This is a genomic window from Microbacterium sp. NPDC089188 (assembly GCF_040685155.1).
Taxonomy (GTDB): domain Bacteria; phylum Actinomycetota; class Actinomycetes; order Actinomycetales; family Microbacteriaceae; genus Microbacterium; species Microbacterium galbum.
This window is the reverse complement of sequence record NZ_JBFBHH010000003.1, coordinates 163377-187516: the sequence shown is the minus strand read 5'-3', so window position 1 is coordinate 187516 and position 24140 is coordinate 163377. Positions and strand designations below refer to the sequence as shown.

Here is a 24140-nt window from a genome sequence, read left to right as displayed (position 1 = left end):
GTGCGGCGCCCGCGCGGACGCCGGCCTGCGAACAGGCATACGCCCCTCATGCTATCCGTGTTACCCGTTCGTGACCTGCGAGGAGGCCGCAATCCGGACGTCTCTCTGCGCGCCCGTAGCGAACACACGGCGACGGCCGGGAACCCGCCGCTTAGGATCGAGCCATGGCCGGTTTCTGGGGCAAGAGGAAGCGCGAAGAGCAGGACGCGGCGGATGCCGATCTGGCACGTCGAGCCGAGCTCGCGATCGTCGCGGCCGACGAACGGGTCCGGCTCACCTCCGACGAGCTCGACTTCGCCCGCGCGGAACTCGGCGACAAGGCCACGGAGGATCTCGCGGCGGCCCTCGACTCCGTTCGCACGCACCTCGCCGAGGCGTTCCAGCTGCACCAGCTGAACCACGACGAGATCCCCGACACCAAAGAGGAGCTGCGCACGCGCAACGCCCGCATCATCCAGCTCTCGGAGTGGGCTGAAGACCTCCTCGAGGAGCGCACGCAGGTCCTGCAGCCGAAGATCGACGCCGTGCGTCGCGCGCCCGAGACCCTGGCGCGCGTGCGCGCCGACCGCGGCCGCCTCGCCGCACGGATCCCCGGCGCGCGGGAGGTCGTCGAGCGCCTGTCCCGCCGGTACAGCGAGTCCGCTCTCGCCCAGATCGGCGGCAACCCCGATGAGATCGAGCAGCTCCTCGACTTCGCGGTGCACACCGCGGGCGTCTCGGAGCGACGCCGCGAAGCCGGCCAACGGGAGCAGGCCTCCGTCGCCCTCGAGGCCGCGACCGAGGCGGTCCGACGCGCGGAATCGCTTCTGGATGCCGTCGACACGTTCGAGATCGAGGCGCTGCGCGCCGAGTCCACCCTCGCCGCTGTCGTCGACGACTCGCGCACCGACCTGGTCGAGGCACGCCAAGGCGCGCAGACGCCCGCGGTGACCGCGGCGATGGCGACCCTTCAGCAGGCGCTCACCGCCCTTCCCGCGTCGGGGACGCGCAGCGACCCCTTCGCCGCGCTGTCGTCGCTGCGCCAGGCCAACGCCGCCCTCGATCTCGCCCGTGAACGTGCCGCGCGTCCGGTGCCGTCGCAGGAGCAGGTGGAGCACGCGATCGACGACGCCGATCGTCAGCTGGCGGTCGCGCGGGGCCTCATCACCGGGCACCGGGGATGGATCGGCGCCGATGCGCGCACGCGCTTCGTCGAGGCGGAGCGCCTGCGCGCCGGCCTCCCGCTCGGGCCGATCGCGGAGGACCAGCGCGAGACGGCTCTCGCCACCGCACGACGCGCCGGGTCGCTGGCATCCGAGGCTCTTCAGATCGCCCAGCGCGACATCGAGCAGTCCCGCCCGAACGACTGGGGCGGGGACGGCTACGGGCGCGGCGGCGGCTACGGACGCGGAGGCGGCATGGGCGGCGGCAACATGGTCGGCGGCATGCTCGGCGGTCTCGTCATCGGCTCGCTGCTCGGCGACATCTTCGACGGCTGAGCTCTCGCCCGTCACGACGACGCCCCCGGCCATCCGGCCGGGGGCGTCGTTCATGCCTGCGTCAGGATGCCACGGAGACCATCGGCGACGCCTGCGTCGTCAGCTCGATCACGCCGTAGTCCCACCCCTTGCGGCGGTACACGACGCTCGGGTGGTCGGTGCGGGCGTCGATGAACAGGAAGAAGTCGTGGCCGACGAGCTCCATCCGGTCGACCGCCTCTTCGACCGTCATCCACTCGGCCTCGAACTCCTTCTGGCGGATGACGACGGGGCAGTAGTCCTCTTCTTCGACGCTGTCGTCCTGCACCGGCACGGACCCGGTGGCGACGGCGCGCAGAACATCGACGGAGGCGGGCTCGACATCGATTCCGGAGAGTTCCCCGGTGCCCTTCTCGAACTTTGCACCGCGGGGGTGGTTGCGGGCGTCGACGCGCTTGTCCTTCGCGCGGCGGACCTGCTCCGAGATCTTGTCGACCGCGAGGTCGAGAGCGGCGAATTTATCGGCGTCCGTGGCCTCGGCCCGCACGACGGGGCCCTTGCCGTCGAGGGTGAGCTCGACCGTATCGTCTTCCATTCGACCGTTGCGATAGGAGCGATGCGTGACCTTGACTTCGAGGGTGTTCGCCCGGGGAGCCAGGTGCTCGATGCGGCTGACCTTCTCTTCGACCACCGAGCGGAATCGATCGGTGATTCCGACTCCCACGCCGACGATGTTGGTGTCCATCCGTGACCTCCTTGTTCCGGGTTCCGCCCGGTCTAAGGGCGGAACGTCCGTCGCCTTCAGTCATCCCTACGCTAGTGCTGCGGCACCGCGCTGTCACGTGTCAATCACCTCCGGTTCACCTCAGAGACCCCCGCGTCGCGGCGTGTGCGCCAGCGTTACGGCGACCACCGTGGCAGCCCCCGCGTCGCGCAATGCCCTCGCCGCCTCGAGCAGGGTGGCTCCCGTCGTCACGACGTCGTCGACCACGACGACGGGCAGCCCCGTGACACCACGGGCGACGAACGCTCCCCCGACGTTGAGGCGACGCGCGTCGCGATCGAGACCGCGCTGATCGCGGGGGGCGCGCCGCAGACGCAGCACCCGCTGGTCGCGGTGCCCCGCTCGACGCAGGATGAGCTCGACCGGGCGATACCCCCGTCGGCGGAAAGCGGCACGCGTCGAGGGCACGGTGGTGATCACGGCCTCGGGCGGGATCGCGCCCAGGACGGCGCGCAGGGCGGGGGCGAGAGCGCTCGCGAGGGCGGTGCGGCCGTCTTCCTTCAGGCCCCGGATGATCCGGGCCGTGGGTCCTGCGAAGACGAGGGCGCTCGTGACGGTCAGCTCCGGCGCGAGGACGCGGCGCACCGGCTGCGGAGCGAGGGCGCGGCGGCATCCCTCGCACAGCGCCGTATCGAGAGCGTCGCATCCCGCGCACGCGACGGGGAGCCAGAACGTCAGCGCGTCGCGCGCCGCGTCGGCGAGGAGGGACCGGGGATCCATTCCTCGAGCCTGGAGGAGCCGATCGCCGTCCGGGGGCCCGATTCCCGCACGGTGGAGGGATCGCCGCCTGGGGAGGAGCGGATCACCTCAGGAGGTGGTGCCCTGTTGCGCCGCCAGGACGCGGATGCCGGAGGCCACGAGCGTCCACGAACTGCCGCGCCGGCTGTAGAGCCGTCCCTGGTCGTCCAGGACGCGCACGCTCGTACTGCCGGCGGCCAGCGTACGGGCCCCGTCGGGGGCGGTCGCCTCGGTGCCGCGTCCGCCGACGTTGAGCTCGCGCAGACGGTCGACGCCGTCGACGTCGACCAGGACGCCCAGCGTCGTGTCGTCGAGCCATGCCAGGTCGAAGGCGCCCTGCTGGCTGAACGACAGCACGTGCGGCGGGCCGAGGTTGACCTCGGTGCCCTCGCGCTCGATACCGGCCACCCACACCTCGCGCACGCCCGACACCGTGACGACGGCCGCGATGCGCGTCCCGTCGCGGGAGACCTGCATCGACACGATCTCGGAGGCGTCGGGCCAGGCGTTGCCCACCTCCCGGGGGACCCCCTCGGCGGTGATCGCGCGCACCTGCGTGGGGGCGTTGGCAGGAACGCTCCAGATCTCGCCCTGGCCGTCGATGGAGGGGGCGATGAGCCCGGCCCGGTCGTCGAGTAGGAACGTGCGGCCGTCACTCAGGGCGCTCGCGACCGTCCCCTGCTGGGTGCGGACGGCGGCGAGGCTGCGGTCGGCCTCCAGCTCGACGGCGACGGGGTTCAACGACTCGACGGCATCGGAAAGGCCGTCGATCGGCTCCACCGCGTCTCCGGCGAGCGCGCCGAACACCCCGGCCGTGGTGAGCACGGCCGGCGACGGGTCCACGCGCGTGACGCGCACCGCGACCTCGGACGCGGCGATCGGCGTGCCCTCCACGGTCATCTGCACCTCGTTGATGCCCGCGGTGGCGAGACTGCGCACGAGCTGCGTCTGCATGCGGTCGAGCGTCGTGCGGTCGAGGCTGAGCGCCGCCCGCGGGAGCTGGACCTGCGCGATGCCGTCGGAGGACAGGGTCACGGATCGTCCCACCAGCGAGAGCTCGTCGGGGAAGGCGCTGCGCACGGCGCCGGCCAGCCACGCACTGGGCTGACCGTCGACGAGGGCGGTCGCGACCCGGCTCGCCACGAGGGGCCGCGGGAACCAGCGGACGTCGGGGACGATGAAACTGTAGGTCGGGTCGAAGTACGCCACGGATGCCGACTGGTAGACGGTCGGGAAGACCTCCTCGTACAGCACCACGCCGTCGGGCGCGGAGGTGATGCGCCACTGGTCGTCGACGCGCGCGAGCGTGTAGCTCAGGGTCTCCGCGGCGCCGGCGGCCGTCGGGGCGTACGCACCGTCGGCATCCACCGCCGCGACCGTGGTGAGGGCCACGGCGACCGACGTGCCGTCGGCGCTCGGAGTCGCGCGCCGATCGGCGAGGCGGTCGATCGTCACGCGCGAGCGGGGGTCCCACTGCGTGCCGGGCGCGAGGAAGAGCTTCGCGGTGGCCCAGTCGTCGGCGGGACCGGAACCCGCGCGCAGGAACCCCTCCACGATCTCGGCGGGGGTGGCGTCGTCCTGGGGACCGTCGGGCACGAAGGCGAACGCCTGCGTGTCATCGACCTGCGGCCCGCGCCCCGGGTTGACGTATCCCGAAGTCGGCAATCCCGTGCACGCGGTGAGGGCGAGCACGAGCATCAGGGTCACCAGCGAGAGGGCGCGTCTCATGTCGTCCTCCGGACGCCGGGGCGGGTCGAGATCGGCTGCGTGAGCCCGAGCGCTTCGAGCGCTCCCCCCTGCTCGTCGTCGGGCACGAGCGGGAGGGGCGAACCGGTGACCGGTCTGCCGTCGCGCGGGAGCGTGAGCACGAAGTTCGACCCGCGCCCCGGCTCCGACCACACCGCGAGGGTCCCGCCGTGCAGGCGCGCGTCGCCGAGGGCGATCGACAGCCCCAGCCCCGTTCCGCCGATGGTCCGCACGCGCGAGGGGTCCGCGCGCCAGAAGCGGTCGAAGACGCGCTCGACGTCTTCGCTCTTCATGCCCAGACCGAAGTCGCGCACACCCAGGGCCACGGCATCCCGGTCGCTGTCGACCGAGACGACGATCGGCCGCCCCTCACCGTGCTCGATCGCGTTGCCGAGCAGGTTGCGCACGATGCGCCGCACCCGGCGCGCGTCCATGTCGACGGGCGTGTAGCCGCCGGGGGCGACCAGCCGCACGTCGGAGCCGTGCCCGTCGGCCAGCTGCTCCATCGACTCGATGACGTCTTCGGCGAGGTGCGCCAGACTCGTCGCCTCGCGCTCCAACTGCACGGATCCGGCGTCGTAGCGGCTGATCTCGAGCAGGTCGGTCAGCAGCACCTCGAAGCGCTGCACCTGCGCGTGCAGCAGCTCGGCGGCCCGACCGGTCACGGGATCGAACTCCTCGCGCTGGTCGTTGATCATGTCGGCCGCGAGCTTGATCGTCGTCAGCGGGGTGCGGAGTTCGTGCGAGACGTCGGAGACGAACCGCTGCTGCACGAGTGAGAGGTCGGCGAGCTCCTTGATCTGCGACTCGATGCTGTCGGCCATGGCGTTGAACGAGCGGTTCAGCGTCGCCAGCTCGTCCTCGCCGCGGACGGGGAGACGCACCCCCAGGTCGCCCGCGGCGAGCTTCGCGCTGGTCTCGGCGGCATCCGCGATGGGGGTCGTCACCGACCTCAGCACGAACCAGGCGATCGCGCCGATGAGCACCACGAGCACGAGGCCGACGACCCACAGCAGCACCTGCACGAAGGCGAGGGTCTGCGAGGCGCTCGTGAGGTCGTATCCCATGTACAGCTCGTAGGAGTCGACACCGTCCTCGGCGGGGAAGCGCAACTGGTGGCCGACCAGGATGCCGGGCACATCGCGCCCGTTGTCGGAGGGCAGGGACACGGACTGCCACCACTGCAGATCGGGACTCGACTGCACCTGCGTCCGCAGGGCCTCGGTGACGAGGTTCGACTCGAACGCGGGTGAGATGAACGGCTGGGGAGCGAGCGGCGACGGCGGGCCGATGCGGTAGAGCGCGATCAGATCGCTCGAGGACTGCTGCGACAGCCGGGTGGCGATGCCGTTCATCAGCGTCTGCGCGGCGGCGGGGTCGGTGGAGTCGACCGCGGCGTCGAGGGTCGCCTGCGCGGCCGCCGTGGCGCGCTGCGCTTCGAGGAGCACCTGGTCCTTGCGCGCGGTGAAGAGCTCGTTCTGGATGACGAGGGCCATCGCGACGCAGGTGACGAGGATCGTGGCCGCGGTGAGGGTCACCGTGATGACGATCGTGCGGAACCGCAGGGAGCGCCGCCACAGCGTCGCGAGGCGGTCGCGGATACCCCGCCAGTCGCGCCATCCGTCGATCCGCGGCGAGGAGACGGTGCGCACGGCGCCCGTCATGGAGACCTCAGGCCACCGCGCCGGCGCGGTAGCCCACGCCGCGCACGGTGGTCACGATCCGCGGGTTGTCGGGGTCGGCCTCGATCTTGGCGCGCAGACGCTGCACGTGCACGTTCACCAGTCGCGTGTCGGCCTTGTAGTGGTAGCCCCAGACCTGCTCCAGCAGCATCTCGCGCGAGAACACCTGCTGCGGCTTCTCGGCGAGCGCGACGAGCAGCTCGAACTCGAGCGGGGTCAGGGCGATCGGCGCGTCGCCGCGGCGCACCTCGTGAGCGGCGACGTCGACGACCAGGTCGCCGATGCGCAGCGTCTCGTCGGCCGGAGCCTGGGCGGGCCGCAGGCGCGTGCGGATGCGCGCGACCAGCTCCTTCGGGTTGAACGGCTTGACGATGTAGTCGTCGGCCCCCGACTCGAGCCCCTTGACCACGTCGGCCGTGTCGGTGCGGGCGGTGAGCATGATGATCGGGATGCCGGACTCGGCGCGCACGCGCGTGCAGATCTCGATGCCGTCGACGCCGGGGAGCATGAGGTCGAGGAGGATGAGGTCGGGCCGCTCCGAGCGCCACGCGTCGACGGCCTGGGCACCGTCGGCGCAGAACACGGTGTCGAATCCCTCGGTGCGCAGCACGATGCCGATCATCTCGGCCAGCGCGGTGTCGTCGTCGACAACCAGGATCCGTGAAGTCATTCGGGTGTACGTCTTCCGTCTCGAACCCGCGCGGGGACGGGCATCAGGCCCGGGGTCGGGGCATGTCTCATCGAGAGTAGTCGACCTGCCTGCACGCCAGGCGTGCGTGTCGGAGGTCTGTGACACGATGAGGGCACCGCCATGTGACGAGGAGGGGCCCCACATGACCGCGTACCCGGCTTGGACTCCGGCATCACGACCGGGGATCGTCCCGCTGCACCCGTACGGGTTCGGCACCATCCTGGGCCGCTCCTTCGTGGCGCTGCGACACAACCCCAAAGTGCTGCTGGGCTTCGCCCTCATCGTGCAGGCCGCCGCGTACATCGTGCTCACCGCCGCCGTCGGCGGCGTCGCCATCGCGAGCTTCTCCCGTCTCGACACGGTGCCCATCGGCAGCGACGACTACGACGCGATCCTCGCCGGGTCCGCCGTGATCACGGCGGCGACCGCACTGGTCCTGGGTCTCGCGACCGGAGCGCTCAGCGTGATCGTCCAGGGCGTCGTGGTGTCGGAGGTCGCTCACGCGGTCGTCGCCGAGAAGCCGAGCCTGAAGGCCGTGTGGGCGCGCGTGAAGCCGGTCGTGTGGCGTCTCATCGGGTACAGCGCGCTCTATCTCGTCGCGACGATCGTGGTCATCGGCGTCCTGGCGGGGATCGTCACGCTCCTCGTGATCAACGTGCTGTGGCTCGGCGTCGCGGTGGGCGTGCTGTTCGTGCTGGGGCTCATCGTCGTCTCCCTCTGGCTCACGCCCAAGCTCTTCCTCGTGCCGTCGGTGATCATCCTCGAGCGGGCACCGATCTTCCGCGCGATCGCACGATCGTGGCAGCTCACGCGGGGCCGCTTCTGGTCGACGCTCGGTGTCGTCGTCATCATCTCGGTCGCCTTCAGCATCGTCGCGCAGATCATCTCCGTGCCCTTCAGCCTCGTCGCGGGCATCGTCCCCGGCATCCTCGCCCCCACCGGGGAAGATGCCGTGGGCGCCCTCGTCGGGGTCATCGCCCTCCAGGTCGTCGGGCAGTTCGGCATCCTCCTCGTGCAGTGCATCGCGTTGGTGGTGCAGTCCACCTCCGCCGTGCTCGTGTACGTCGACGCGCGCATGCGGGTGGAGGCGCTCGACCACGACCTGAACACCTACGTCGAACAGCGCGACGCCGGCGGAACCGACCTCGTCGACCCGTACCTGGTCGGCGTCGGGCGCATCGTCGAGCGCCCGGCTCCGACGCCCGTGGGTGCTCCCCCGGCCTTCGCGGGCTATGCCGCGCCGACGGGTTCGCCCGCATATGGTGCACCGCAGGGCTACGGGGCACCGCAGCCGTATGGGGCGGCGCCGGCGTACGGGGCACCGTCGCAGGACGCAGCGACCCCGGCCCATGGGGCACCGCAGCCCTCCGGGGCGGCCTCGGCTGATCCGACCCCGCCGGCTCCCCCGGTCCCGCCCGCGGCGGACGGCGCGTCGGACGACGCCCCGCCTGCCCACCGTGCCCCGGACGCCGCGCCGGGAGCCGCACCGACCACCTGGGCCGCGCCGGGATCGAGCGGCGACGCGTGAGCCCCGCCGCGCTCGCCGCCGCTTTCGCACCCCTGCTGCCCGACCCGGATCAGGCGCAGGAGTGGGCGGAGCGTGAGCTGGCCGACCCCTCCTACCAGGCGGCCGAGCCGAGCATCATCGATCGAGCGGCACAGGCGGTCACCCGCTTCCTCGACGATCTGCTGCGCATCCCGAACACCGACGGGTGGGGACCGGCGGCGCTCATCGTGCTCGCGGTGCTGCTCGTGGCGGCGATCGTGGTCGGCATCCTGATCTGGGGGCGACCGCGTCGGAGCGTGCGCGCGGCTCCGGCCGCTCGGGCACTCTTCGACGACGACGACACCCGGTCGGCCGAGCAGTTGCGGGCAGAGGCCGAGGCGGCCGCGCGGCGCGGAGCCTGGGACGACGCCGTCGTCCTGCGATTCCGCGCCGTCGCGCGGGGCCTGTCGGAGCGCGGGCTGGTGGACCCGCCACCCGGGGCCACGGTACGCGCGTTCGCCCGCGAGGCCGCGCGCGCCCTCCCCGCCCTCGCGGAGGGGCTGGAGACGGCCGCGACGACCTTCGACGACGTGCGCTACCTGCGGCGCCCGGGAACGGCGCAGAGCTACCGCCTCATCGTCGATCTCGACGACACCGCCGTGCGGACGCGTCCGACGCCGATGGGCACCCTGTGAGCGCGGTGACGGCGGCACGACCGCGGTCCCGCGGCCGCGCCGCCCTCGGGTGGATCGCCCTCGCGGTGGGGTTGCTGCTCGTGTCGCTCGTCGGCGGATTGTTCGTCTACGGCGGCTACACGGAGCGCGCACTGCTCGACCCCGACTCCGCCGGCCCCGACGGCACGCGAGCCGTGGTGCGGGTCATCGAGCAGCAGGGCGTGCGGGTGATCGTCGCGCGCGACCGCCCGGCCGCCGAACGCGCGCTGGCCGGAGCGGACGCGACGCTCGTGATGCGGGACGCACCGATGCTCTCCGACGACGCGCTGCGCGAGCTGTCGTCGCGCGCCCGGCACGTCGTGCTCGTCGAGCCGCGCTCCCGCGCCCTCGACGTGCTGATGAACGGGTCGTCGCTCGGAGGATTCGTCGATGACACGGCGGCCGCCGACTGCGCGGTGGCGGCGCCCGACAACGCCCGGACCGCGCGTGTCGGTGAACTTCTCGTCGCCGGCGACGGCGTCACCGGGTGCTTCCCCGTCGGGAGCGAGTTCGGACTGCTGTCCCTCGAGGACGGGGGTCGCTCGGTGACCGCTCTCGACGGCCTCTCGACGTTGACCAACTCCACGCTCCCGCGCGAGGGCGACGCGGCCCTCGCCCTCGGTGTGCTGGGGAAGACCGACACCCTCGTCTGGTACGTGCCCGCGCCCGCCGACGCCGACCCCGGCGCCGCTCCCCCGACCCTCAGCGACCTGACGCCGCCATGGGTCACCCCCGCCATCGCGCTGCTGCTGCTGTCCGCTCTCACGGCCGCGATCTGGCGGGGTCGGCGCTTCGGCCCTCTCGTCACCGAGCGCCTGCCCGTGACGGTGCGCGCCACCGAGACCACGGAGGGCCGCGCGCGCCTCTACGCCACGGCGCGCGACGCCCCGCACGCTCTCGACGAGCTCCGCCGCGCGAGCCGCACGCGTCTCGTGCGTCTCCTGGGGCTCGCGGCACGGACCTCGCCGCCCGACGTCGCCGACGCCGTCGCCGAGCGCCTGGGAGCGGATCGCTCCCGCGTGCGCGGCATCCTGGTCGACGACGTGCCCCGCACCGACCGCGACCTCGTCGCCGCCGCCGACCGACTGCGCGACCTCGAAGAGAGCGTGCGCGTCGCCGTCCGAACCGAAGGGACACCCCGATGACCGAGAGCCCCGAGACCCCCGGCGCCGAGCCGGCCGCCGACGGCCGTGCGACCGGCACCGCCGACACGAGCCCCGCGGCCGGCTCCGCTCGCCCCGATCCGTCCGGCCCGTCCGACGACCACGCGACCCTCCGCGAGGCGATGCACCGCGTGCGCCTCGAGGTGGGCAAAGCGGTCGTCGGCCAGGACGGCACGGTGACCGGGCTGCTCATCGCCCTTCTCTCGCGCGGACACGTGCTGCTGGAGGGCGTGCCGGGCGTCGCCAAGACGCTGCTCGTGCGCTCGTTCAGCCGCGCCCTCGGTCTCGACACGCACCGCGTGCAGTTCACGCCCGACCTCATGCCGGGCGATGTGACCGGATCGCTGGTGTACGACGCCCGCGCGGGCGGATTCGAGTTCCGACCGGGTCCGGTGTTCACCCACGTGCTGCTCGCCGATGAGATCAACCGCACGCCCCCCAAGACGCAGGCGGCCTTGCTCGAGGCGATGGAGGAGCGGCAGGTGTCGAGCGACGGGGTGAGTCGCGCCCTGCCCGATCCCTTCCTGGTGGCCGCGACGCAGAACCCCATCGAGCACGAGGGCACCTACACGCTGCCCGAGGCGCAGCTCGACCGCTTCCTGCTCAAGCTCGTCGTCGATCTGCCCGGCCGCGACGCCGAGGTCGACGTCCTCCGCCGTCACGCGCAGGGCTTCGACCCGCGGCGCCTCGACGAGGCGGGGGTCACCCCTGCCGTCACGGCGGACGAGATCCTCGCCGCGCAGCGGGCGGCGGCATCCGTCGCCGTCGCCGACGACGTGCTCGGCTACGTCGTCGACCTCGCGCGGGCCACGCGGCAGAGCCCGTCCGTGCAGCTCGGGGTGAGCCCGCGCGCGACGACCGGCCTGCTCGCCGCCGCCAAGGCGTGGGCGTGGCTCGGCGGGTACCCCGCGATCACCCCCGACCACGTGCAGACGATGCTCGTCCCCGTGTGGCGCCACCGCATCCGTCTGCGTCCCGAGGCCGAGATCGAGGGCGTCTCGGTGGATGCCATCCTCACCTCCGTCCTGCAGCAGACCCGCGTCCCGATCTGATGTTCGTCACCGGCCGCCTCGCTCTCCTCGTCGCCCTCGGCGTCGTCCCCCTCGTGCTGCTCAGCACCGCGGGGGTGCCGGCCTGGATCGCGGCGGGCGGTTGGGTGCTGCTGTGCGCCCTCGCGATGGCCGCCGATGCGGCGGCGGCGGCCGATCCGCGCCGGGTCGAGGTCACGCGGACCCTGCCCGAGCGCGCCCTGCGCGACGAACCCGTCTCGGGAGAGCTGCGCGTGCGCAACCTCGGTACGCGCCTGCTGCGCGCGCACGTGCGCGACGCCTGGCAGCCGACGGCGGGCGCGCCCGAGGAGCGTCTGCGCCTCACCGTGCCGCCGGGCGAGAGACGGGCCGCGCCGCTGCCGCTGCTCCCCCGTCGGCGCGGCGAGCTACGCAGCGCCTTCGTCGTGGTGCGCGCCCTCGGACCGCTCGGCCTGGCGGGTCGGCAGGCCCGGGTCGACGCCCCCGCCCGCCTCCGCGTGCTGCCGCCGTTCACATCGCGTCGCCACCTGCCCTCGCGCCTGGCCCGTCTGCGCGAACTCGACGGCAACACCACGCTGCAGGTCCGCGGGCAGGGCACCGAGTTCGACAGCCTGCGGGAGTACGTGCGCGGCGACGACGTGCGCTCGATCGACTGGCGCGCGACCGCGCGCGCGGGCACGACCATGCTGCGCACCTGGCGCCCCGAGCGCGACCGCCACGTCGTCATCGTGATCGACACCGGCCGTACCGCCGCCGCGCGCGTCGGTGACGGGGTGCGGCTGGACGCGGCCATGGAAGCCGCCCTCCTGCTGTCGGTCCTGGCCAGTCGCGCCGGCGACCACGTGCACCTCGTGATGTTCGATCGCGTGCCCCGCGCCCGCGTGACCCGCGTCGACGGCGCGCAGCTGCTCCCCGCCCTCGTGGATGCCATGACCCCGGTCGACCCGCAGTTGATCGACACCGACTGGGACGCCGTCTTCGCCCACGTGCGCGGCCTGTCGGTGCGCCCGGCCCTCGTGGTGCTGCTGACCGCCGCCGACGATCCCGAGGCCGCCCGCGCCTTCCTCGCGTCGCTGCCCGCGGTCGCCGCGCGGTCGCGCCTGCTGGTGGCGACCGCGACCGACGGCCCCGGCGACGTGCCCGCCCACCGCGACGCCGCCGACGTGTATGCCGCCGCTGCGATCGAGCGCGCGCGCCACGACGCCGACCGCGTGCGCGACGCCGTCGTCCGCGCGGGCGGCGACGCGGTGGCGGCCTCCGCCGACGACCTGCCGCCGCTCGTGGCCGACCGCTACCTCGCCCTGAAGGCGGCGGGGCGGCTGTAGCACACCCAGCCCGCATGCAGCCCGCGACATACGACGCGGCTTATCCTGGGGGGTACCCTTCCGGTCGTCAGCGTGTCCCCTCCGCGCGCGGCCTCGCCGTCTACGCACAGGATGCGGGAGCTCTCTTGCCAGGTAACGCCACCACGCACTTCGACGATGTGGCCCTCGTGTCGGTGGCGAGCGTCTTGCCCAGCCGCGTCACGACGTCGGACGACATCGAGGAGCGTCTGGCTCCCGCGCTGAAGCGACTCAAGCTCAAGCCGGGTCTGCTGCGCCGCGTCGCGGGCGTCAACGAGCGCCGCAACTGGGCGGAGGGCGAGTCGTCGGATGAGGCGACGATCGCCGCCGGCAAGCAGGCCCTCGCCGAGGCCGGGGTCGACGCGAGCGAGATCGGCCTCATCATCAACACGTCGGTCACCCGCAAGCACCTCGAGCCCTCGGTCGCCGTGCGACTGCACCACGGCCTCGGCCTGCCGAGCTCGGCCATCAACTTCGACGTGGCCAACGCGTGCCTCGGCTTCATCAACGGCATGAGCCTCGCAGCCGGCATGATCCAGTCGGGGCAGGTGAAGTACGCCCTCATCGTCAACGGCGAGGATGCCGACGAGATCCAGGTCAACACCATCAACCGGCTCGTGCGCGAAGATCTCGACCGCGACGCCTTCATGCAGGAGTTCGCCTCGCTCACCCTGGGATCGGGCGCCGCCGCGGCCGTCCTGGGACGCGCGAGCGACCACCCCGAGGGACACCGCATCGTGGGCGGCGTCACGCGGGCCGCGACGCAGTTCTACGACCTGTGCGTGGGCAGCGTCGACGGCATGTTCACCGACGCCAAGGCGCTGCTGAAGGGCGGACTCGACCTCGTCGTGTCGGCGTGGAAAGAGGCCAAGGGCGAATTCGACTGGACCGGCATGGACCGCTACGTCACCCACCAGGTCTCGTCGGTGCACACCGGTGCGATCGTTCGCGCCGCGAAGCTCGACCGCGACCGGGTCCCGGTCACGTACCCCGAGCTGGGCAATGTGGGCCCGGCATCCATCCCCATCACCCTCGCCGCCGAGCAGAAGACGCTGCGGCGAGGTGATCGCGTGCTGCTGATGGGAGTGGGCTCCGGCTTGAACACCGGCATGCTGGAGCTGGCCTGGTGAGCCACCCCCGCGTGACCGGACCGCAGGCCACCCTCCCCCCGGCCGGGCTCCCCGGCCTCGACCCGTCTCTGTCGCGGCTCGTCAGCGTCGAGGGCGTCCTCGATGACCGCGGAGCGTCGCGCCTCTGGCACGTGCTCGACACCGGGGGCACCCTCGCCGAGCACGGCGTCGAGCCGCTCGGCACGATCATCGCCGTGCACGGTAACCCGACGTGGTCGTACCTGTGGCGCGCGCTCGTGACCGCCTCGCTCGACCGCGCGCTCGACGGCCGCGCCGCGTGGCGCGTCGTCGCCGTGGACCAGCTCGAGATGGGTTTCTCGGAGCGCTCCTCGCTGCGCCGCACACTCGCTCAGCGCATCGCCGATCTCGACGCGCTCGTCTCCGAGCTCGGCATCCGCGGTCCGGTCGTCACCATCGGACACGACTGGGGCGGGCCCGTCTCCCTCGGCTGGGCCGTCGAGAACCGCGAGCGAGTCGCCGCGGTCATCGCGCTGAACACCGCCGTGCACCACCCCGACGGCGCCGAGCTGCCCTTCGCGCTGCGCGTCGCGACCGCTCGCGGCATGCTCGCGGCGGGCACGACCGGCACGACGGCGTTCCTCGACGTCACCCTCGCCCTCGCCGACCTCGACCCGGCCGTGCGCGCCGCCTTCCGCGCGCCGTACGCGACCGTGGCACGGCGTCGGGGCATCGGCGGATTCGTCGCCGACATCCCGGCGACGCCGGACCACGTCAGCACCCCCGCCCTGCACCGCATGTCGGCGGGGCTGCGCGAGCTCGAGGTGCCCGCGCTGCTCCTGCGCGGTCCGAAAGACCCCGTGTTCGGCGAGGACCACCTCGACGATCTCACCGAGCGTCTCCCCCACGCCGACGTGCACCGCTTCGAGGGCGCGGGCCACCTGATCGCCGAGGAGCGCCCCTACGCCGACGTGGTGCTCGATTGGCTCGACGAGAAGATCGTGGATGCCGCAACGGCACCCGCGCGCTCGCGTCGCTCGTCCCCGACGAAGCGCGCCGGCACCGGCACCGGCACTGCCCCTGCCGGTCGCCTCTGGGACGCCCTCGACGCCCGCCGCGATGACGACGACACCGCCGTCATCGACATGACCACGGCCTCGGGCGACGGCGGACCGCTGCGGGTGAGCTGGCGACAGCTCGCCGCGCGGGTCGACGAGATCGCCGCGGGACTCGACGCGTTCGGCGTCCGCGCCGGCGACCGCGTCTCGCTGCTCGTGCAGCCCGGCCCGACGCTCACGGCCGCGCTGTACGCGTGCCTGCGCATCGGCGCCGTGGTCGTCGTGGCCGACCGGGGTCTCGGCATCCGGGGGCTGTCGCGCGCGGTGCGCGGTGCCGTCCCCGACGTGGTGATCGGCGAGGTCGCGGGGCTCGCCGCGGCGCGCGCCCTGGGGTGGCCCGGGCGCCGCATCTCGTCGGCGTCCCTGCCCGCCGCGACCTCGCGCGCACTGGGGGTCGAGGCCAGCCTGTCGGATCTCGCGCGCGCCGGTCGGGGGCGGACGCTGCCGGAGCCGCCCGCAGCCGACGCCGAGGCGGCGGTGCTCTTCACCTCGGGCTCGACCGGTCCCGCCAAGGGCGTCGTGTACACGCACGCGCAGTTGACAGCCTTGCGCGACACCCTCGCCACGCACTTCGCGGTGTCGGCCGACACGGGGCTCGTGACCGGCTTCGCGCCCTTCGCGCTGTTGGGCCCGGCGCTCGGCACCCGCTCGGCGACGCCCGACATGGACGTCTCGGCTCCGCGCACCCTCACCGCCGCCGCGGTCGCGGCCGCCGTGCGCGCCTCCGATGCGAAGATCGTCTTCCTCTCCCCCGCCGCCGTCGCCAACGTCGTGGCCACCGCCGACCGTCTGACGGATGCCGATCGCTCGGCGCTGGCGCGTGTGCAGACGTTCCTCTCGACCGGCGCTCCCGTGGGCGTCGACCTGCTGCGGCGGGCTCAGGCGCTCATGCCGAACGCCGTCGCGCACACGCCCTACGGCATGACGGAATGCCTGCTGGTGGCCGACGTCACCCTGCCCGAGATCGAGGCCGCTGCGGGAGACCGCGGAGTGTGCGTCGGTCGTCCCCTCGGGACGGGCGAGGTGCGCATCTCGCCCCTCGACGACCGGGGCCGCGCGGCCGATGAGACGACGACGGATGCCGGGGTCACCGGCGAGGTCGTCATCTCGGCGCCGCATCTCAAGCGCGGCTACTTCCGCCTGCACCTGACCGACCGCGACGCCCGGCGCGGCCTCCCCGCCCGCTGGCATCGCACCGGCGACGTCGGTCACCTCGACGCCGAGGGGCGCCTGTGGGTCGAGGGGCGCCTCCCCCACGTCATCACCACCGCGGAGGGGCCCGTCACCCCGGTCGGCGTCGAGCAGGACGTCGAGACCGTCTCCGCCGTCGTCCGCGCCGCCGCGGTCGGCGTGGGCCCCGTCGGCCGACAGGTCGTCGTCGCCGTCGTCGAGTCCGCCGTCCGGCGTCCCGGCCTGGCATCCCCCGAGCTCACCGACGCCGTCCGCGCGGCCACCGCGCAGTCGCTGGCCGCCGTGCTGGCCGTGCCGAGCCTGCCGACCGACATCCGCCACAATTCCAAGATCGACCGCTCCCGCGTGGCCGCGTGGGCCGAGCGGGTGCTCGCGGGCGAGAAGGCGTCGGCGCTGTGAGGGTCCTCGCCACCGGTGCCTCCGGCTTCCTCGGCCGTGCCGTCGTCCGCGCCCTCCAGCACGACGGTCACGACGTGCGCACGCTGCAGCGCCGCCCCTCGGGCGTCGACGGCGCCGACGACCGTCTCGGTTCGGTGACGGATGCCGACGCCGTGGCATCCGCTCTCGACGGCGTCGACGCGATCGTGCACCTCGCCGCGAAGGTCTCCCTCGCGGGGGACCCGGCGCAGTTCCGCGCCGTGAACGTGGAGGGGACGCGCACGCTTCTCGACGCCGCTGCCGCCGCGGGAGTCTCGCGCATCGTGCACGTGTCGTCGCCCTCGGTCGCGCACGCCGGACACGCCCTCGCGGGCGTCGGCGCCGAGCCCGCCGACCCGGATGCCGCGCACGGCGAGTACGCCCGCACCAAGGCCGAGGCCGAATTGCTCGCGCTCTCGCGCGCCGGCGACGGCACCGCGCTCGTCGCCATCCGACCGCACCTGGTGTGGGGGCCGGGTGACACCCAGCTCATCGCGCGCGTGGTCGACCGCGCTCGTCGCGGCACGCTGCCGCTGCTGGACGGCGGCACGGCGCTCATCGACTCCACGTACGTCGACAACGCGGCATCCGGCATCGTCGCCGCCCTCGACCGCGTCGAGGACGTCAGCGGGCGCGCCTACGTGCTGACCAACGGCGAGCCGCGGCCCGTGGGCGACCTGCTCGCCGGGATCTGCCGCGCATCGGGCGTGACACCGCCGCGATTCAGCGTGCCCGCGGGACTCGCCAAGGCCGCGGGATCGCTCATCGAGCGCGTGTGGGCCGTGCGCCCGGGGCAGGACGAACCGCCCATGACGCGTTTCCTCGCCGAGCAGCTGTCGACCGCGCACTGGTTCGATCAGACCGAGATCCGCCGCGACCTGCGCTGGCGTCCCTCGGTCTCGATCGACGAGGGCCTGCGCCGCCTGTCGCGCGCCTGATCCCGCGCGGCTGCGGACCCGCGCGGTCCTGACCGGACGCGGTTCCGGCTCCGCGCGGCCCGGCCGGACACAACGCAGGAGCTGTGCCGACCACCCAGCGCGGAGACCGCGGAAACCCGCCCCGCCCGGACTCTCGGTCCTGCACGGTGCCCCCGCGGCCCCGCACCCCGCACAACTCCGGCAGAACCCTGGCCTAGGCACCGCCGACGGGCATCAGCCGACCACAATGCAGGAGTTGCGCCGGCCACCCCGGGGAAACCGCCGAAAAGCGGCCCGCCCGGTGGCCGGTGACCCCACGCCCCGCACAACTTCGGCACAACCCCGGCCGGTTCCCCCGAGACAGGCCCCGGCCGCGCACAATGCAGGAGTTGTGCCCGCGGCTCCGCCGAAACCGGCTCCGCACCCGCCCGCCGCGCCCAAAAATCCTGCGCCGTGTCGCCCGAAAGCACCCGCCGGCCCACCACACACGTGTCGACCCGGGACCGCCCCGCACGCGCACCACCCCATCCCGGCAGCGCCCCGCACGCGCACCACCCCATCCCGGCAGCGCCCCGCACGCGCACCACCCCATCCCGGCAGCGCCCCGCTCCAGCGCCTCCCCGCACGGGCACCGCCCCATGCCGCCGCCGCAACGGCGGAAGGCCCGCCCCCGCGAGGGGACGGACCTTCCGGATGCCGCGACGACCGAGCCGCAGCGCGAACCCCGCCGCAGCGGGGTCGATCTCAGACCAGGTCGAACCGGTCGAGCTCGGTGACCTTGCGCCACGCGGCGACGAAGTCGCGCACGAACTTCTCCTTCGCGTCATCCGAGGCGTACACCTCGGCGAGCGCGCGCAGTTCGGAGTTCGACGAGAACACCAGGTCGACGCGGGTTCCGATGCCGACCTTCTCGCCCGAGCCGTCCTTCGTGCCCTCGAAGGCGTGCTTGCCGCTGTCGAGCGGCTTCCACGTCGTACCGAGGTCGAGGAGGTTCGCGAACACGTCGTTCGTCAGCGCACCGGGGGTGTCGGTGAACACGCCCCAGTCGCTGCCGTCCCAGTTCGCGCCGATCGCGCGGAGGCCCCCGACCAGCACCGTCATCTCGGGCGCGGTGAGCGTCAGCAGGTTGGCCTTGTCGAGCAGCAGGAACTCCGCGGGCAGCCGCGCCTCGCGCGAGGCGTAGTTGCGGAACCCGTCGGCGATCGGCTCGAGCCAGCGGAACGACTCGATCTCGGTCTGCTCCTGCGAGGCGTCGGTGCGACCGGGGGCGAAGGGCACCTCGATCTCGACGCCGCCGGCGAGGGCGGCCTGCTCGACACCGGCGTTGCCCGCGAGCACGAGCAGGTCGGCGATCGAGACCTTCTTCTCCCCCTGAGCATCGAACCCGGCCTTGATCTTCTCGAGCACCTCGAGCACGGATGCCAGCTGCTCGGGGTTGTTCACCGTCCAGCTCCTCTGCGGCTCGAGGCGGATACGCGCGCCGTTCGCGCCACCGCGCTTGTCGCTCCCGCGGAACGTGGATGCCGCCGCCCACGTCGTGGTGACGAGCTGCTGCACCGTGAGGCCGCTGTCGAGGATCTGCTGCTTGAGCGCCGCGGCATCCGCGGAATCGATGAGCGGGTGGTCGACGGCGGGCACCGGGTCCTGCCACACGAGCACCTCGGAGGGCACCTCGGAACCGAGGTAGCGCTCGCGCGGGCCCATGTCGCGGTGGGTCAGCTTGAACCACGCGCGGGCGAAGGCGTCCTGGAACGCCGCCGGGTCTTCGGCGAAACGCCGCGAGATCTTCTCGTACGCCGGGTCGACGCGCAGCGCCAGGTCGCTCGTGAGCATGCGGGGCTCGCGGCGTCCGGCCGAGTGCGCCTCGGGGACCATGTCGGCTCCCCCGCCGTTGACGGGACGCCACTGGTGCGCTCCCGCGGGGCTCTGGAAGAGCTCCCACTCGTAGGCGAAGAGGATGTGGAAGAACTCGTTGTCCCACCGGGTCGGGTGGTAGGTCCAGGTGACCTCGAGACCGCTGGTGATGGTGTCGTCGCCCTTGCCGGTGCCGTGGTTGTTCTTCCAGCCCAGGCCCTGGTCCTCGATGTCGGCGGCCTCGGGGTTGACACCCACGTGCGAGTCGCTCGCCGCACCGTGCGTCTTGCCGAAGGTGTGTCCACCGGCGATGAGGGCGACGGTCTCCTCGTCGTTCATGGCCATGCGGCCGAACGTCTCGCGGATGTCGTGGGCCGACAGCTGCGGGTCGGGGTTGCCGTTGGGCCCCTCGGGGTTGACGTAGATCAGGCCCATCTGAACGGCGGCGAGCGGACGCTCGAGCTCGCGGTTGCCGGTGTAGCGCTCGTCGCCGAGCCAGGTGGTCTCGGGACCCCAGTACACGTCGTCGTCGGGCTCCCACACGTCGGTGCGGCCACCGGCGAAGCCGAAGGTGGGGAAGCCCATGTCCTCCAGCGCGACGTTGCCGGCGAGGATCATGAGGTCGGCCCACGAGATGGACTGGCCGTACTTCTTCTTGACGGGCCAGAGCAGGCGGCGCGCCTTGTCGAGGTTGACGTTGTCGGGCCAGCTGTTCAGCGGGGCGAAGCGCTGCATGCCCGCGCCCGAGCCGCCACGACCGTCGGTCACGCGATAGGTGCCGGCGCTGTGCCAGGCCATGCGGATCATGAGGGGGCCGTAGTGACCGAAGTCGGCGGGCCACCAGTCCTGCGAGGTCGTCATGACGGCCTGCAGGTCCTTCTTCACGGCCTCGAGATCGAGCGCCTCGAACGCGGCCTTGTAGTCGAAGCCCTCGTCGAGCGGGTCGCGGAGGGCGTTGTTCTTCGCGAGGATCTTCACGTTCAGGGACTCGGGCCACCACACGCGGTTGGCGGATCCCTGGGTCGGGTGCGGCAGGGCGCCGGCGGGCTCGCTGTCGGCGGGGGCCTCGCCCACCGGCAGTCGGTTGTCGTCGGGGGCGGCGCCGTCGTGGAAGACGGGGCATCCGTTCAGAGTGTCGCTCATCGGGATCCTCTCGGTTTTTCGGCTTCGGACTCGGCCCGGCAGTCGGGGCACACGCCCCAGAACGTCACCTCGGCGGTCTCGATGACGAAACCGCTCCCCTCCGGCACGTGCAGGCACGGTGCCGCGCCGACGACGCAATCCACGTCGTCGATGCGTCCGCATCCGGTGCACACCACGTGGTGGTGGTTGTCTCCGACGCGCAGCTCGAACGTGCCGGAGTGCCCGGCCGGTTCGATGCGGCGCGCGAGACCCGCGTCGGCGAAGTCGCCGAGCGCGTTGTACACGGATTGCTTGCTCGTGCCGGCGAGGGTGCCGCTGACCCGTGCGAACACGTCGTCGGCGGTGGCGTGCGGCCGGGCGCGCAAGGCCTCGAGCACGGCGACGCGCGTCGTCGTGACCCGCAGACCCGCACCACGGATGAGGGCATCCGCGGGGGCGTCCGGCTGACTGTCGAGCATGCGTCGAGCCTACCTAGTTTTGAATGAATCAAAAATGACACGCCGGTGAACGGCGTGATCGGGGTGCGGGCGGCACGACGCAGGGCGTTTCCGCTGCGCTGCGCGCACGGCGCCGGAGCCGCCCGTCCCCGCGGAACGCCGGGGAACCCGAAGCCTCCGCGGCGCCCCCGGGTCGGCATCCGGATGCCGTCAGCCGGCCGTCAGCGTGGGTGTGCCGGCCTCGTACTCGGTGAGGTCGCCCGTCTCCCCCGCCCGGACCGCGCGGCGTCCGACCCACAGCATGTAGAAGAGGAAGACGCCGAGGGCGGCCGCGCCGATCGCGATCTTGACAGGCCAGGGCCACTCGCGCGGGGTGACGAAGCCCTCGACGAGACCCGACAGCGCGAGCGCGAACACGAGTCCGACGGCGACGGTCGCGAGAGAGCGCCCCGCCGCCGCCAGCGCCGCCGCGCGGGTGCGACGCCCCGGGGCGACCCACGCCCAGAAGATCTGCAGCCCCGCCGCCCCCGCGACGAAGATCGCCGTGAGCTCCAGCAGGCCGTGCGGGAGGATGAACTGGAAGAACACGTCGGCCCGGTCGAAGGCGATCATGATCGCGGCCGAGGTCCCCACGCCGACCGCGTTCTGCATGATGACCATGAGCGGCCAGAACCCCGTCACCCCGAACAGCACGCACTGCGCCGCGATCCAGGCGTTGTTCGTCCACACGGTGCCGGCGAAGATCGCATTCGGGTTCTCGCGGTAGTAGTCGACGAACTGCTCGTCGGCGTAGCGCTGCAGATCGCTCTGCGCCCCGAGCGCGGCCACGGCCTGCGGGTCGCCGGAGATCCACAGCGCGACGAGGGTGGCCACGACCAGGAAGAACACCGTCACCGCCAGCGTCATCCACCGCACGCGGTACAACGCCGCGGGCAGCTGGAGGAGGAAGAAGCGCGGAAGCTGCTTCAGCACGTTCTCGCGCACGCCGGTGAGACGCAGACGCGTGCGCGCGAGCAGGATCGAGACGTAGTCGCCCTGCGGGGTGCGGCCGGCCGAGGTCTTGATGTCGGCCAGATCCGCGGAAGCCGCCCGGTAGCGGGTGACGAGCTCGTCGACCTCCTCGCCGCTCAGGCGACGGCGTCTGCCGAGCTCGTCGAGCCGCTCCCACTCGCGGCGGCGCGCGGCCGTGAGCGCGTCGAGGTCCATGTGGTCAACTGTACGCATGGCATCGACCCCGGTCCCCTCCCCCGCGGTCTCCCTCGTGCACACCACCGCCGAGGAGACGCTCACCGGTGAGGCCGTCGCCCTCGACGTCCAGCCGATCGGGTTCTTCCTGCGCGCGGTGGGCGCAGTCATCGACGTCGTGATCGGCGCGGTGCTGCTCTTCGGCGGTGCCCTTCTGCTCGCCACCCTCACCGCCCAGGGCTCGCTGCCGGAATCCGCCCTCGGCATCGGCGTGATCACGCTGCTCGTCCTCGTGATGGTGGCGGTGCCCACCACGGTCGAGACGCTGTCGCGCGGGCGCAGCCTCGGTCGCCTCGCGGTGGGGGCGCGCATCGTCCGCACCGACGGCGGCGCCTCCGGCTTCCGTCAGGCGCTCATCCGCGCGCTGACGGGGGTGCTCGAGATCTGGTTCACCTTCGGCGCGATCGCCGCGGTCGTCGGGATGTTCACCCCGCGCTCCCAGCGCCTCGGCGACCTCCTCGCGGGCACCGCCAGCGAACGGACGCGCACCCCTCGCCTGCCCCTCGAAGCCCCCGGCATCCCGCTCGGTCTCGAGACGTGGGCGCAGGTCGCCGACGTCTCTCGTCTGCCCGACCGCCTCGCCGCGCGACTGTCGCAGTTCGTGCGCGGGGCCGACGCGCTCACCCCCGCCGCACGCGCGCGCGTGGCGGTCTCGCTCGCCGAGGCGGTGCGGCCCTTCGTCTCGCCGATCCCCGCGGTGGATGCCGAGAGCCTGGTCCGCGCGGTGTCGGCGGTGCGACGCGATCGCGAGTATCGCGCCCTCCTGCTCGAGAACGAGCGGGCCGCCGCCCTCACCGAGCGCCTCTGAGCAGGGGGTCACGGGCAAGGGAGCGCCGCCTTCGGGGAGCATCGGGGCGGATCACCGGCATTCCGGGCACCAATCCCCTGCCCCACGGAGCGGAACGCACCTTCAACCGGAAGCCGGCGCCACGACGCGAAGGGCGCATCGGGTCAGACGCGCGGTACGGCCGGCCTCAGGCGCGCAGCGTCTCGTGGCGCACGACGACCCAGCCCTTGGGGACCGACAGGCGGTCGGCGTGGATCGCGCACAGGTCGTGCGCGTGCGGGTCGCCCGCAGGCCCCAGGGGGCCGAGGGCCGCCATCTGGTCGCCGTAGTCGTAGGTGAGGGTGCTCATCGCCTCGCGGGCGCATCCCACCTTCGAGCAGAGTCTGTCGCGCATCGCGGTCAGCCTACTCAGCCCCTCCGGCACCGCCACGACGCCGCGCCGGGATGAGGAGCACCCCGGATGCCGGGAACCGGCGCCGCAGAAGACGGCTGAGGCGGGGTGCGCACAGGCATACCCCGGCGATGCAGGGGCCCGGGACCGATCGCCGTGCGGCGGAGGACACCGACGCGGAGCGCACGCGCGGACGGCTCCCCGCCGGCCCCGACCGTTGTCCGACGCCCGGCGCGACCCGCCGACGAACGTAGGATGGGCGGATGATGCGTCGTCGATCCCGCGAAGCGCGTCCGGTCGTCCGCCCCTCCCGTCACGGTCGGCACGGCCGCGAGAACCGCAGCCCGGTCGTCCGTCCGCCGCTGCCCCCGATCGACACCCGCGTCGAGCGGTTCGACGTCGCCGTCAGTACGGCGGCGGAGTTCCTGCGCTCCGCCTGGCCCGAGCTGCGCGAGGTCTCGTTCGAGATCGGCATCATGCCTCCGGCGGCCGGTGACGGCATCCCCCGCTGGACGGTGCTGCGCGATGAGAAGCGCATCATCCTGTACCGCGTGCCGATCGAGCGCCTCGGTCACCCGCACCACGACGACGACCTGCACCGTCGCATGATGATCGAGGGCGCCGTCTTCCGCGCGGCCGCGGAGTTCCTCGATCGCGACCCGTGGGACCTCGGGCCCGAGCGCTTCCGCTTCCTCTGACCGGTCGGGAGGCCGTGACCCGG

The 24140-nt window shown here is 72.9% G+C and carries 20 protein-coding genes; 11 read left to right on the top strand and 9 right to left on the bottom strand.

The genetic code is table 11. The features are described from left to right. Nucleotides 1–164 precede the first annotated feature (164 nt). The gene (locus tag AB0N80_RS10730) at nucleotides 165–1478 is read left to right on the top strand and encodes a hypothetical protein (RefSeq protein ID WP_363578730.1); all 1314 of its coding nucleotides are present in this window, start codon (nucleotides 165–167) and stop codon (nucleotides 1476–1478) included. Nucleotides 1479–1539: 61 nt separating this feature from the next. On the opposite strand, the gene raiA is transcribed toward AB0N80_RS10730, so the two are convergent. The 5 genes from raiA to mtrA form a co-directional block, all read right to left on the bottom strand. After that, nucleotides 1540–2202 (bottom strand): ribosome-associated translation inhibitor RaiA, encoded by a 663-nt coding sequence (raiA, locus tag AB0N80_RS10725; protein WP_363393005.1) that lies wholly within the window; start codon nucleotides 2200–2202, stop codon nucleotides 1540–1542. Nucleotides 2203–2322: 120 nt separating this feature from the next. After that, a complete protein-coding gene (locus AB0N80_RS10720) occupies nucleotides 2323–2961 on the bottom strand; it encodes a phosphoribosyltransferase family protein (RefSeq protein WP_363578729.1) in 639 nt (212 codons plus the stop codon). A gap of 87 nt (nucleotides 2962–3048) precedes the next feature. Next, nucleotides 3049–4707, bottom strand: coding sequence for an LpqB family beta-propeller domain-containing protein (locus AB0N80_RS10715; protein ID WP_315993304.1), 1659 nt, complete (start codon nucleotides 4705–4707; stop codon nucleotides 3049–3051). Continuing rightward, the gene (gene mtrB / locus AB0N80_RS10710) at nucleotides 4704–6389 is read right to left on the bottom strand and encodes an MtrAB system histidine kinase MtrB (RefSeq protein ID WP_315993305.1); all 1686 of its coding nucleotides are present in this window, start codon (nucleotides 6387–6389) and stop codon (nucleotides 4704–4706) included. Before mtrB ends, AB0N80_RS10715 begins: the two co-directional genes overlap by 4 nt. Before the next feature lie 7 nt (nucleotides 6390–6396). Beyond that, nucleotides 6397–7077 carry an MtrAB system response regulator MtrA gene (mtrA, locus tag AB0N80_RS10705; protein ID WP_315993306.1) on the bottom strand — a complete coding sequence of 227 codons (681 nt, stop codon included), beginning with the start codon at nucleotides 7075–7077 and terminating at the stop codon, nucleotides 6397–6399. 163 nt (nucleotides 7078–7240) lie between these two features. Between mtrA and AB0N80_RS10700 the strand changes: the two genes are divergently transcribed. The 8 genes from AB0N80_RS10700 (at nucleotide 7241) to AB0N80_RS10665 (ending at nucleotide 17583) form a co-directional block, all read left to right on the top strand. After that, entirely contained in the window at nucleotides 7241–8626 is a 1386-nt protein-coding gene (locus tag AB0N80_RS10700) for a glycerophosphoryl diester phosphodiesterase membrane domain-containing protein (RefSeq protein WP_363578728.1), read from the top strand. Then, nucleotides 8623–9279, top strand: a complete 657-nt coding sequence (locus tag AB0N80_RS10695; RefSeq protein WP_363578727.1) for a DUF4129 domain-containing protein — start codon at nucleotides 8623–8625, stop codon at nucleotides 9277–9279. The genes AB0N80_RS10700 and AB0N80_RS10695 overlap by 4 nt, the downstream gene beginning before the upstream one ends. Next, complete coding sequence (locus AB0N80_RS10690; protein WP_363393021.1) at nucleotides 9276–10442, top strand: DUF4350 domain-containing protein; 1167 nt, start codon at nucleotides 9276–9278, stop codon at nucleotides 10440–10442. The genes AB0N80_RS10695 and AB0N80_RS10690 overlap by 4 nt, the downstream gene beginning before the upstream one ends. 140 nt (nucleotides 10443–10582) lie before the next feature. After that, nucleotides 10583–11512 (top strand): MoxR family ATPase, encoded by a 930-nt coding sequence (locus AB0N80_RS10685; RefSeq protein WP_315994582.1) that lies wholly within the window; start codon nucleotides 10583–10585, stop codon nucleotides 11510–11512. After that, a complete protein-coding gene (locus AB0N80_RS10680; protein ID WP_363393024.1) occupies nucleotides 11512–12813 on the top strand; it encodes a DUF58 domain-containing protein in 1302 nt (433 codons plus the stop codon). The genes AB0N80_RS10685 and AB0N80_RS10680 overlap by 1 nt, the downstream gene beginning before the upstream one ends. Before the next feature lie 125 nt (nucleotides 12814–12938). Next, complete coding sequence (locus tag AB0N80_RS10675) at nucleotides 12939–13961, top strand: 3-oxoacyl-ACP synthase III (RefSeq protein ID WP_298874550.1); 1023 nt, start codon at nucleotides 12939–12941, stop codon at nucleotides 13959–13961. Continuing rightward, a complete protein-coding gene (locus AB0N80_RS10670) occupies nucleotides 13958–16627 on the top strand; it encodes an alpha/beta fold hydrolase (RefSeq protein ID WP_363578726.1) in 2670 nt (889 codons plus the stop codon). The genes AB0N80_RS10675 and AB0N80_RS10670 overlap by 4 nt, the downstream gene beginning before the upstream one ends. After that, on the top strand, nucleotides 16624–17583 hold the full coding sequence (locus tag AB0N80_RS10665) for an NAD-dependent epimerase/dehydratase family protein (RefSeq protein ID WP_363578725.1): 960 nt from the start codon (nucleotides 16624–16626) through the stop codon (nucleotides 17581–17583). The genes AB0N80_RS10670 and AB0N80_RS10665 overlap by 4 nt, the downstream gene beginning before the upstream one ends. A 723-nt stretch (nucleotides 17584–18306) precedes the next feature. Here the strand turns inward: AB0N80_RS10665 and katG are convergent. From katG to AB0N80_RS10650, 3 genes are all read right to left on the bottom strand, one after another. Continuing rightward, on the bottom strand, nucleotides 18307–20559 hold the full coding sequence (gene katG, locus AB0N80_RS10660; protein WP_363578724.1) for a catalase/peroxidase HPI: 2253 nt from the start codon (nucleotides 20557–20559) through the stop codon (nucleotides 18307–18309). After that, the gene (locus AB0N80_RS10655; protein ID WP_315993314.1) at nucleotides 20556–21017 is read right to left on the bottom strand and encodes a Fur family transcriptional regulator; all 462 of its coding nucleotides are present in this window, start codon (nucleotides 21015–21017) and stop codon (nucleotides 20556–20558) included. Before AB0N80_RS10655 ends, katG begins: the two co-directional genes overlap by 4 nt. 189 nt (nucleotides 21018–21206) lie before the next feature. Beyond that, nucleotides 21207–22202 (bottom strand): stage II sporulation protein M, encoded by a 996-nt coding sequence (locus tag AB0N80_RS10650; RefSeq protein WP_315993315.1) that lies wholly within the window; start codon nucleotides 22200–22202, stop codon nucleotides 21207–21209. Between the two features lie 16 nt (nucleotides 22203–22218). Between AB0N80_RS10650 and AB0N80_RS10645 the strand changes: the two genes are divergently transcribed. Continuing rightward, on the top strand, nucleotides 22219–23049 hold the full coding sequence (locus AB0N80_RS10645) for an RDD family protein (RefSeq protein ID WP_363578723.1): 831 nt from the start codon (nucleotides 22219–22221) through the stop codon (nucleotides 23047–23049). 166 nt (nucleotides 23050–23215) lie between these two features. Here the strand turns inward: AB0N80_RS10645 and AB0N80_RS10640 are convergent, their stop codons facing one another. Beyond that, the gene (locus tag AB0N80_RS10640; protein WP_136587001.1) at nucleotides 23216–23422 is read right to left on the bottom strand and encodes a DUF3499 family protein; all 207 of its coding nucleotides are present in this window, start codon (nucleotides 23420–23422) and stop codon (nucleotides 23216–23218) included. 260 nt (nucleotides 23423–23682) lie between these two features. On the opposite strand from AB0N80_RS10640, the gene AB0N80_RS10635 reads away from it, so the two are divergent. After that, nucleotides 23683–24117: a hypothetical protein gene (locus AB0N80_RS10635; protein WP_315993317.1), complete on the top strand. Its 435-nt coding sequence runs from the start codon at nucleotides 23683–23685 to the stop codon at nucleotides 24115–24117. Nucleotides 24118–24140: the final 23 nt, after the last annotated feature.

Bases quoted from the DNA above. Each gene is read 5' to 3' on its own strand.
- AB0N80_RS10650 (WP_315993315.1), bottom strand. From the start codon at position 22,202: ATGGACCTCGACGCGCTCACGGCCGCGCGCCGCCGCGAGTGGGAGCGG.
- mtrA (WP_315993306.1), bottom strand. From the start codon at position 7,077: ATGACTTCACGGATCCTGGTTGTCGACGACGACACCGCGCTGGCCGAG.
- AB0N80_RS10715 (WP_315993304.1), bottom strand. From the start codon at position 4,707: ATGAGACGCGCCCTCTCGCTGGTGACCCTGATGCTCGTGCTCGCCCTC.
- AB0N80_RS10655 (WP_315993314.1), bottom strand. From the start codon at position 21,017: ATGCTCGACAGTCAGCCGGACGCCCCCGCGGATGCCCTCATCCGTGGT.
- AB0N80_RS10685 (WP_315994582.1), top strand. From the start codon at position 10,583: ATGCACCGCGTGCGCCTCGAGGTGGGCAAAGCGGTCGTCGGCCAGGAC.
- AB0N80_RS10645 (WP_363578723.1), top strand. From the start codon at position 22,219: ATGGCATCGACCCCGGTCCCCTCCCCCGCGGTCTCCCTCGTGCACACC.
- AB0N80_RS10680 (WP_363393024.1), top strand. From the start codon at position 11,512: ATGTTCGTCACCGGCCGCCTCGCTCTCCTCGTCGCCCTCGGCGTCGTC.
- AB0N80_RS10730 (WP_363578730.1), top strand. From the start codon at position 165: ATGGCCGGTTTCTGGGGCAAGAGGAAGCGCGAAGAGCAGGACGCGGCG.
- katG (WP_363578724.1), bottom strand. From the start codon at position 20,559: ATGAGCGACACTCTGAACGGATGCCCCGTCTTCCACGACGGCGCCGCC.
- mtrB (WP_315993305.1), bottom strand. From the start codon at position 6,389: ATGACGGGCGCCGTGCGCACCGTCTCCTCGCCGCGGATCGACGGATGG.
- AB0N80_RS10635 (WP_315993317.1), top strand. From the start codon at position 23,683: ATGATGCGTCGTCGATCCCGCGAAGCGCGTCCGGTCGTCCGCCCCTCC.
- AB0N80_RS10720 (WP_363578729.1), bottom strand. From the start codon at position 2,961: ATGGATCCCCGGTCCCTCCTCGCCGACGCGGCGCGCGACGCGCTGACG.
- raiA (WP_363393005.1), bottom strand. From the start codon at position 2,202: ATGGACACCAACATCGTCGGCGTGGGAGTCGGAATCACCGATCGATTC.
- AB0N80_RS10700 (WP_363578728.1), top strand. From the start codon at position 7,241: ATGACCGCGTACCCGGCTTGGACTCCGGCATCACGACCGGGGATCGTC.
- AB0N80_RS10640 (WP_136587001.1), bottom strand. From the start codon at position 23,422: ATGCGCGACAGACTCTGCTCGAAGGTGGGATGCGCCCGCGAGGCGATG.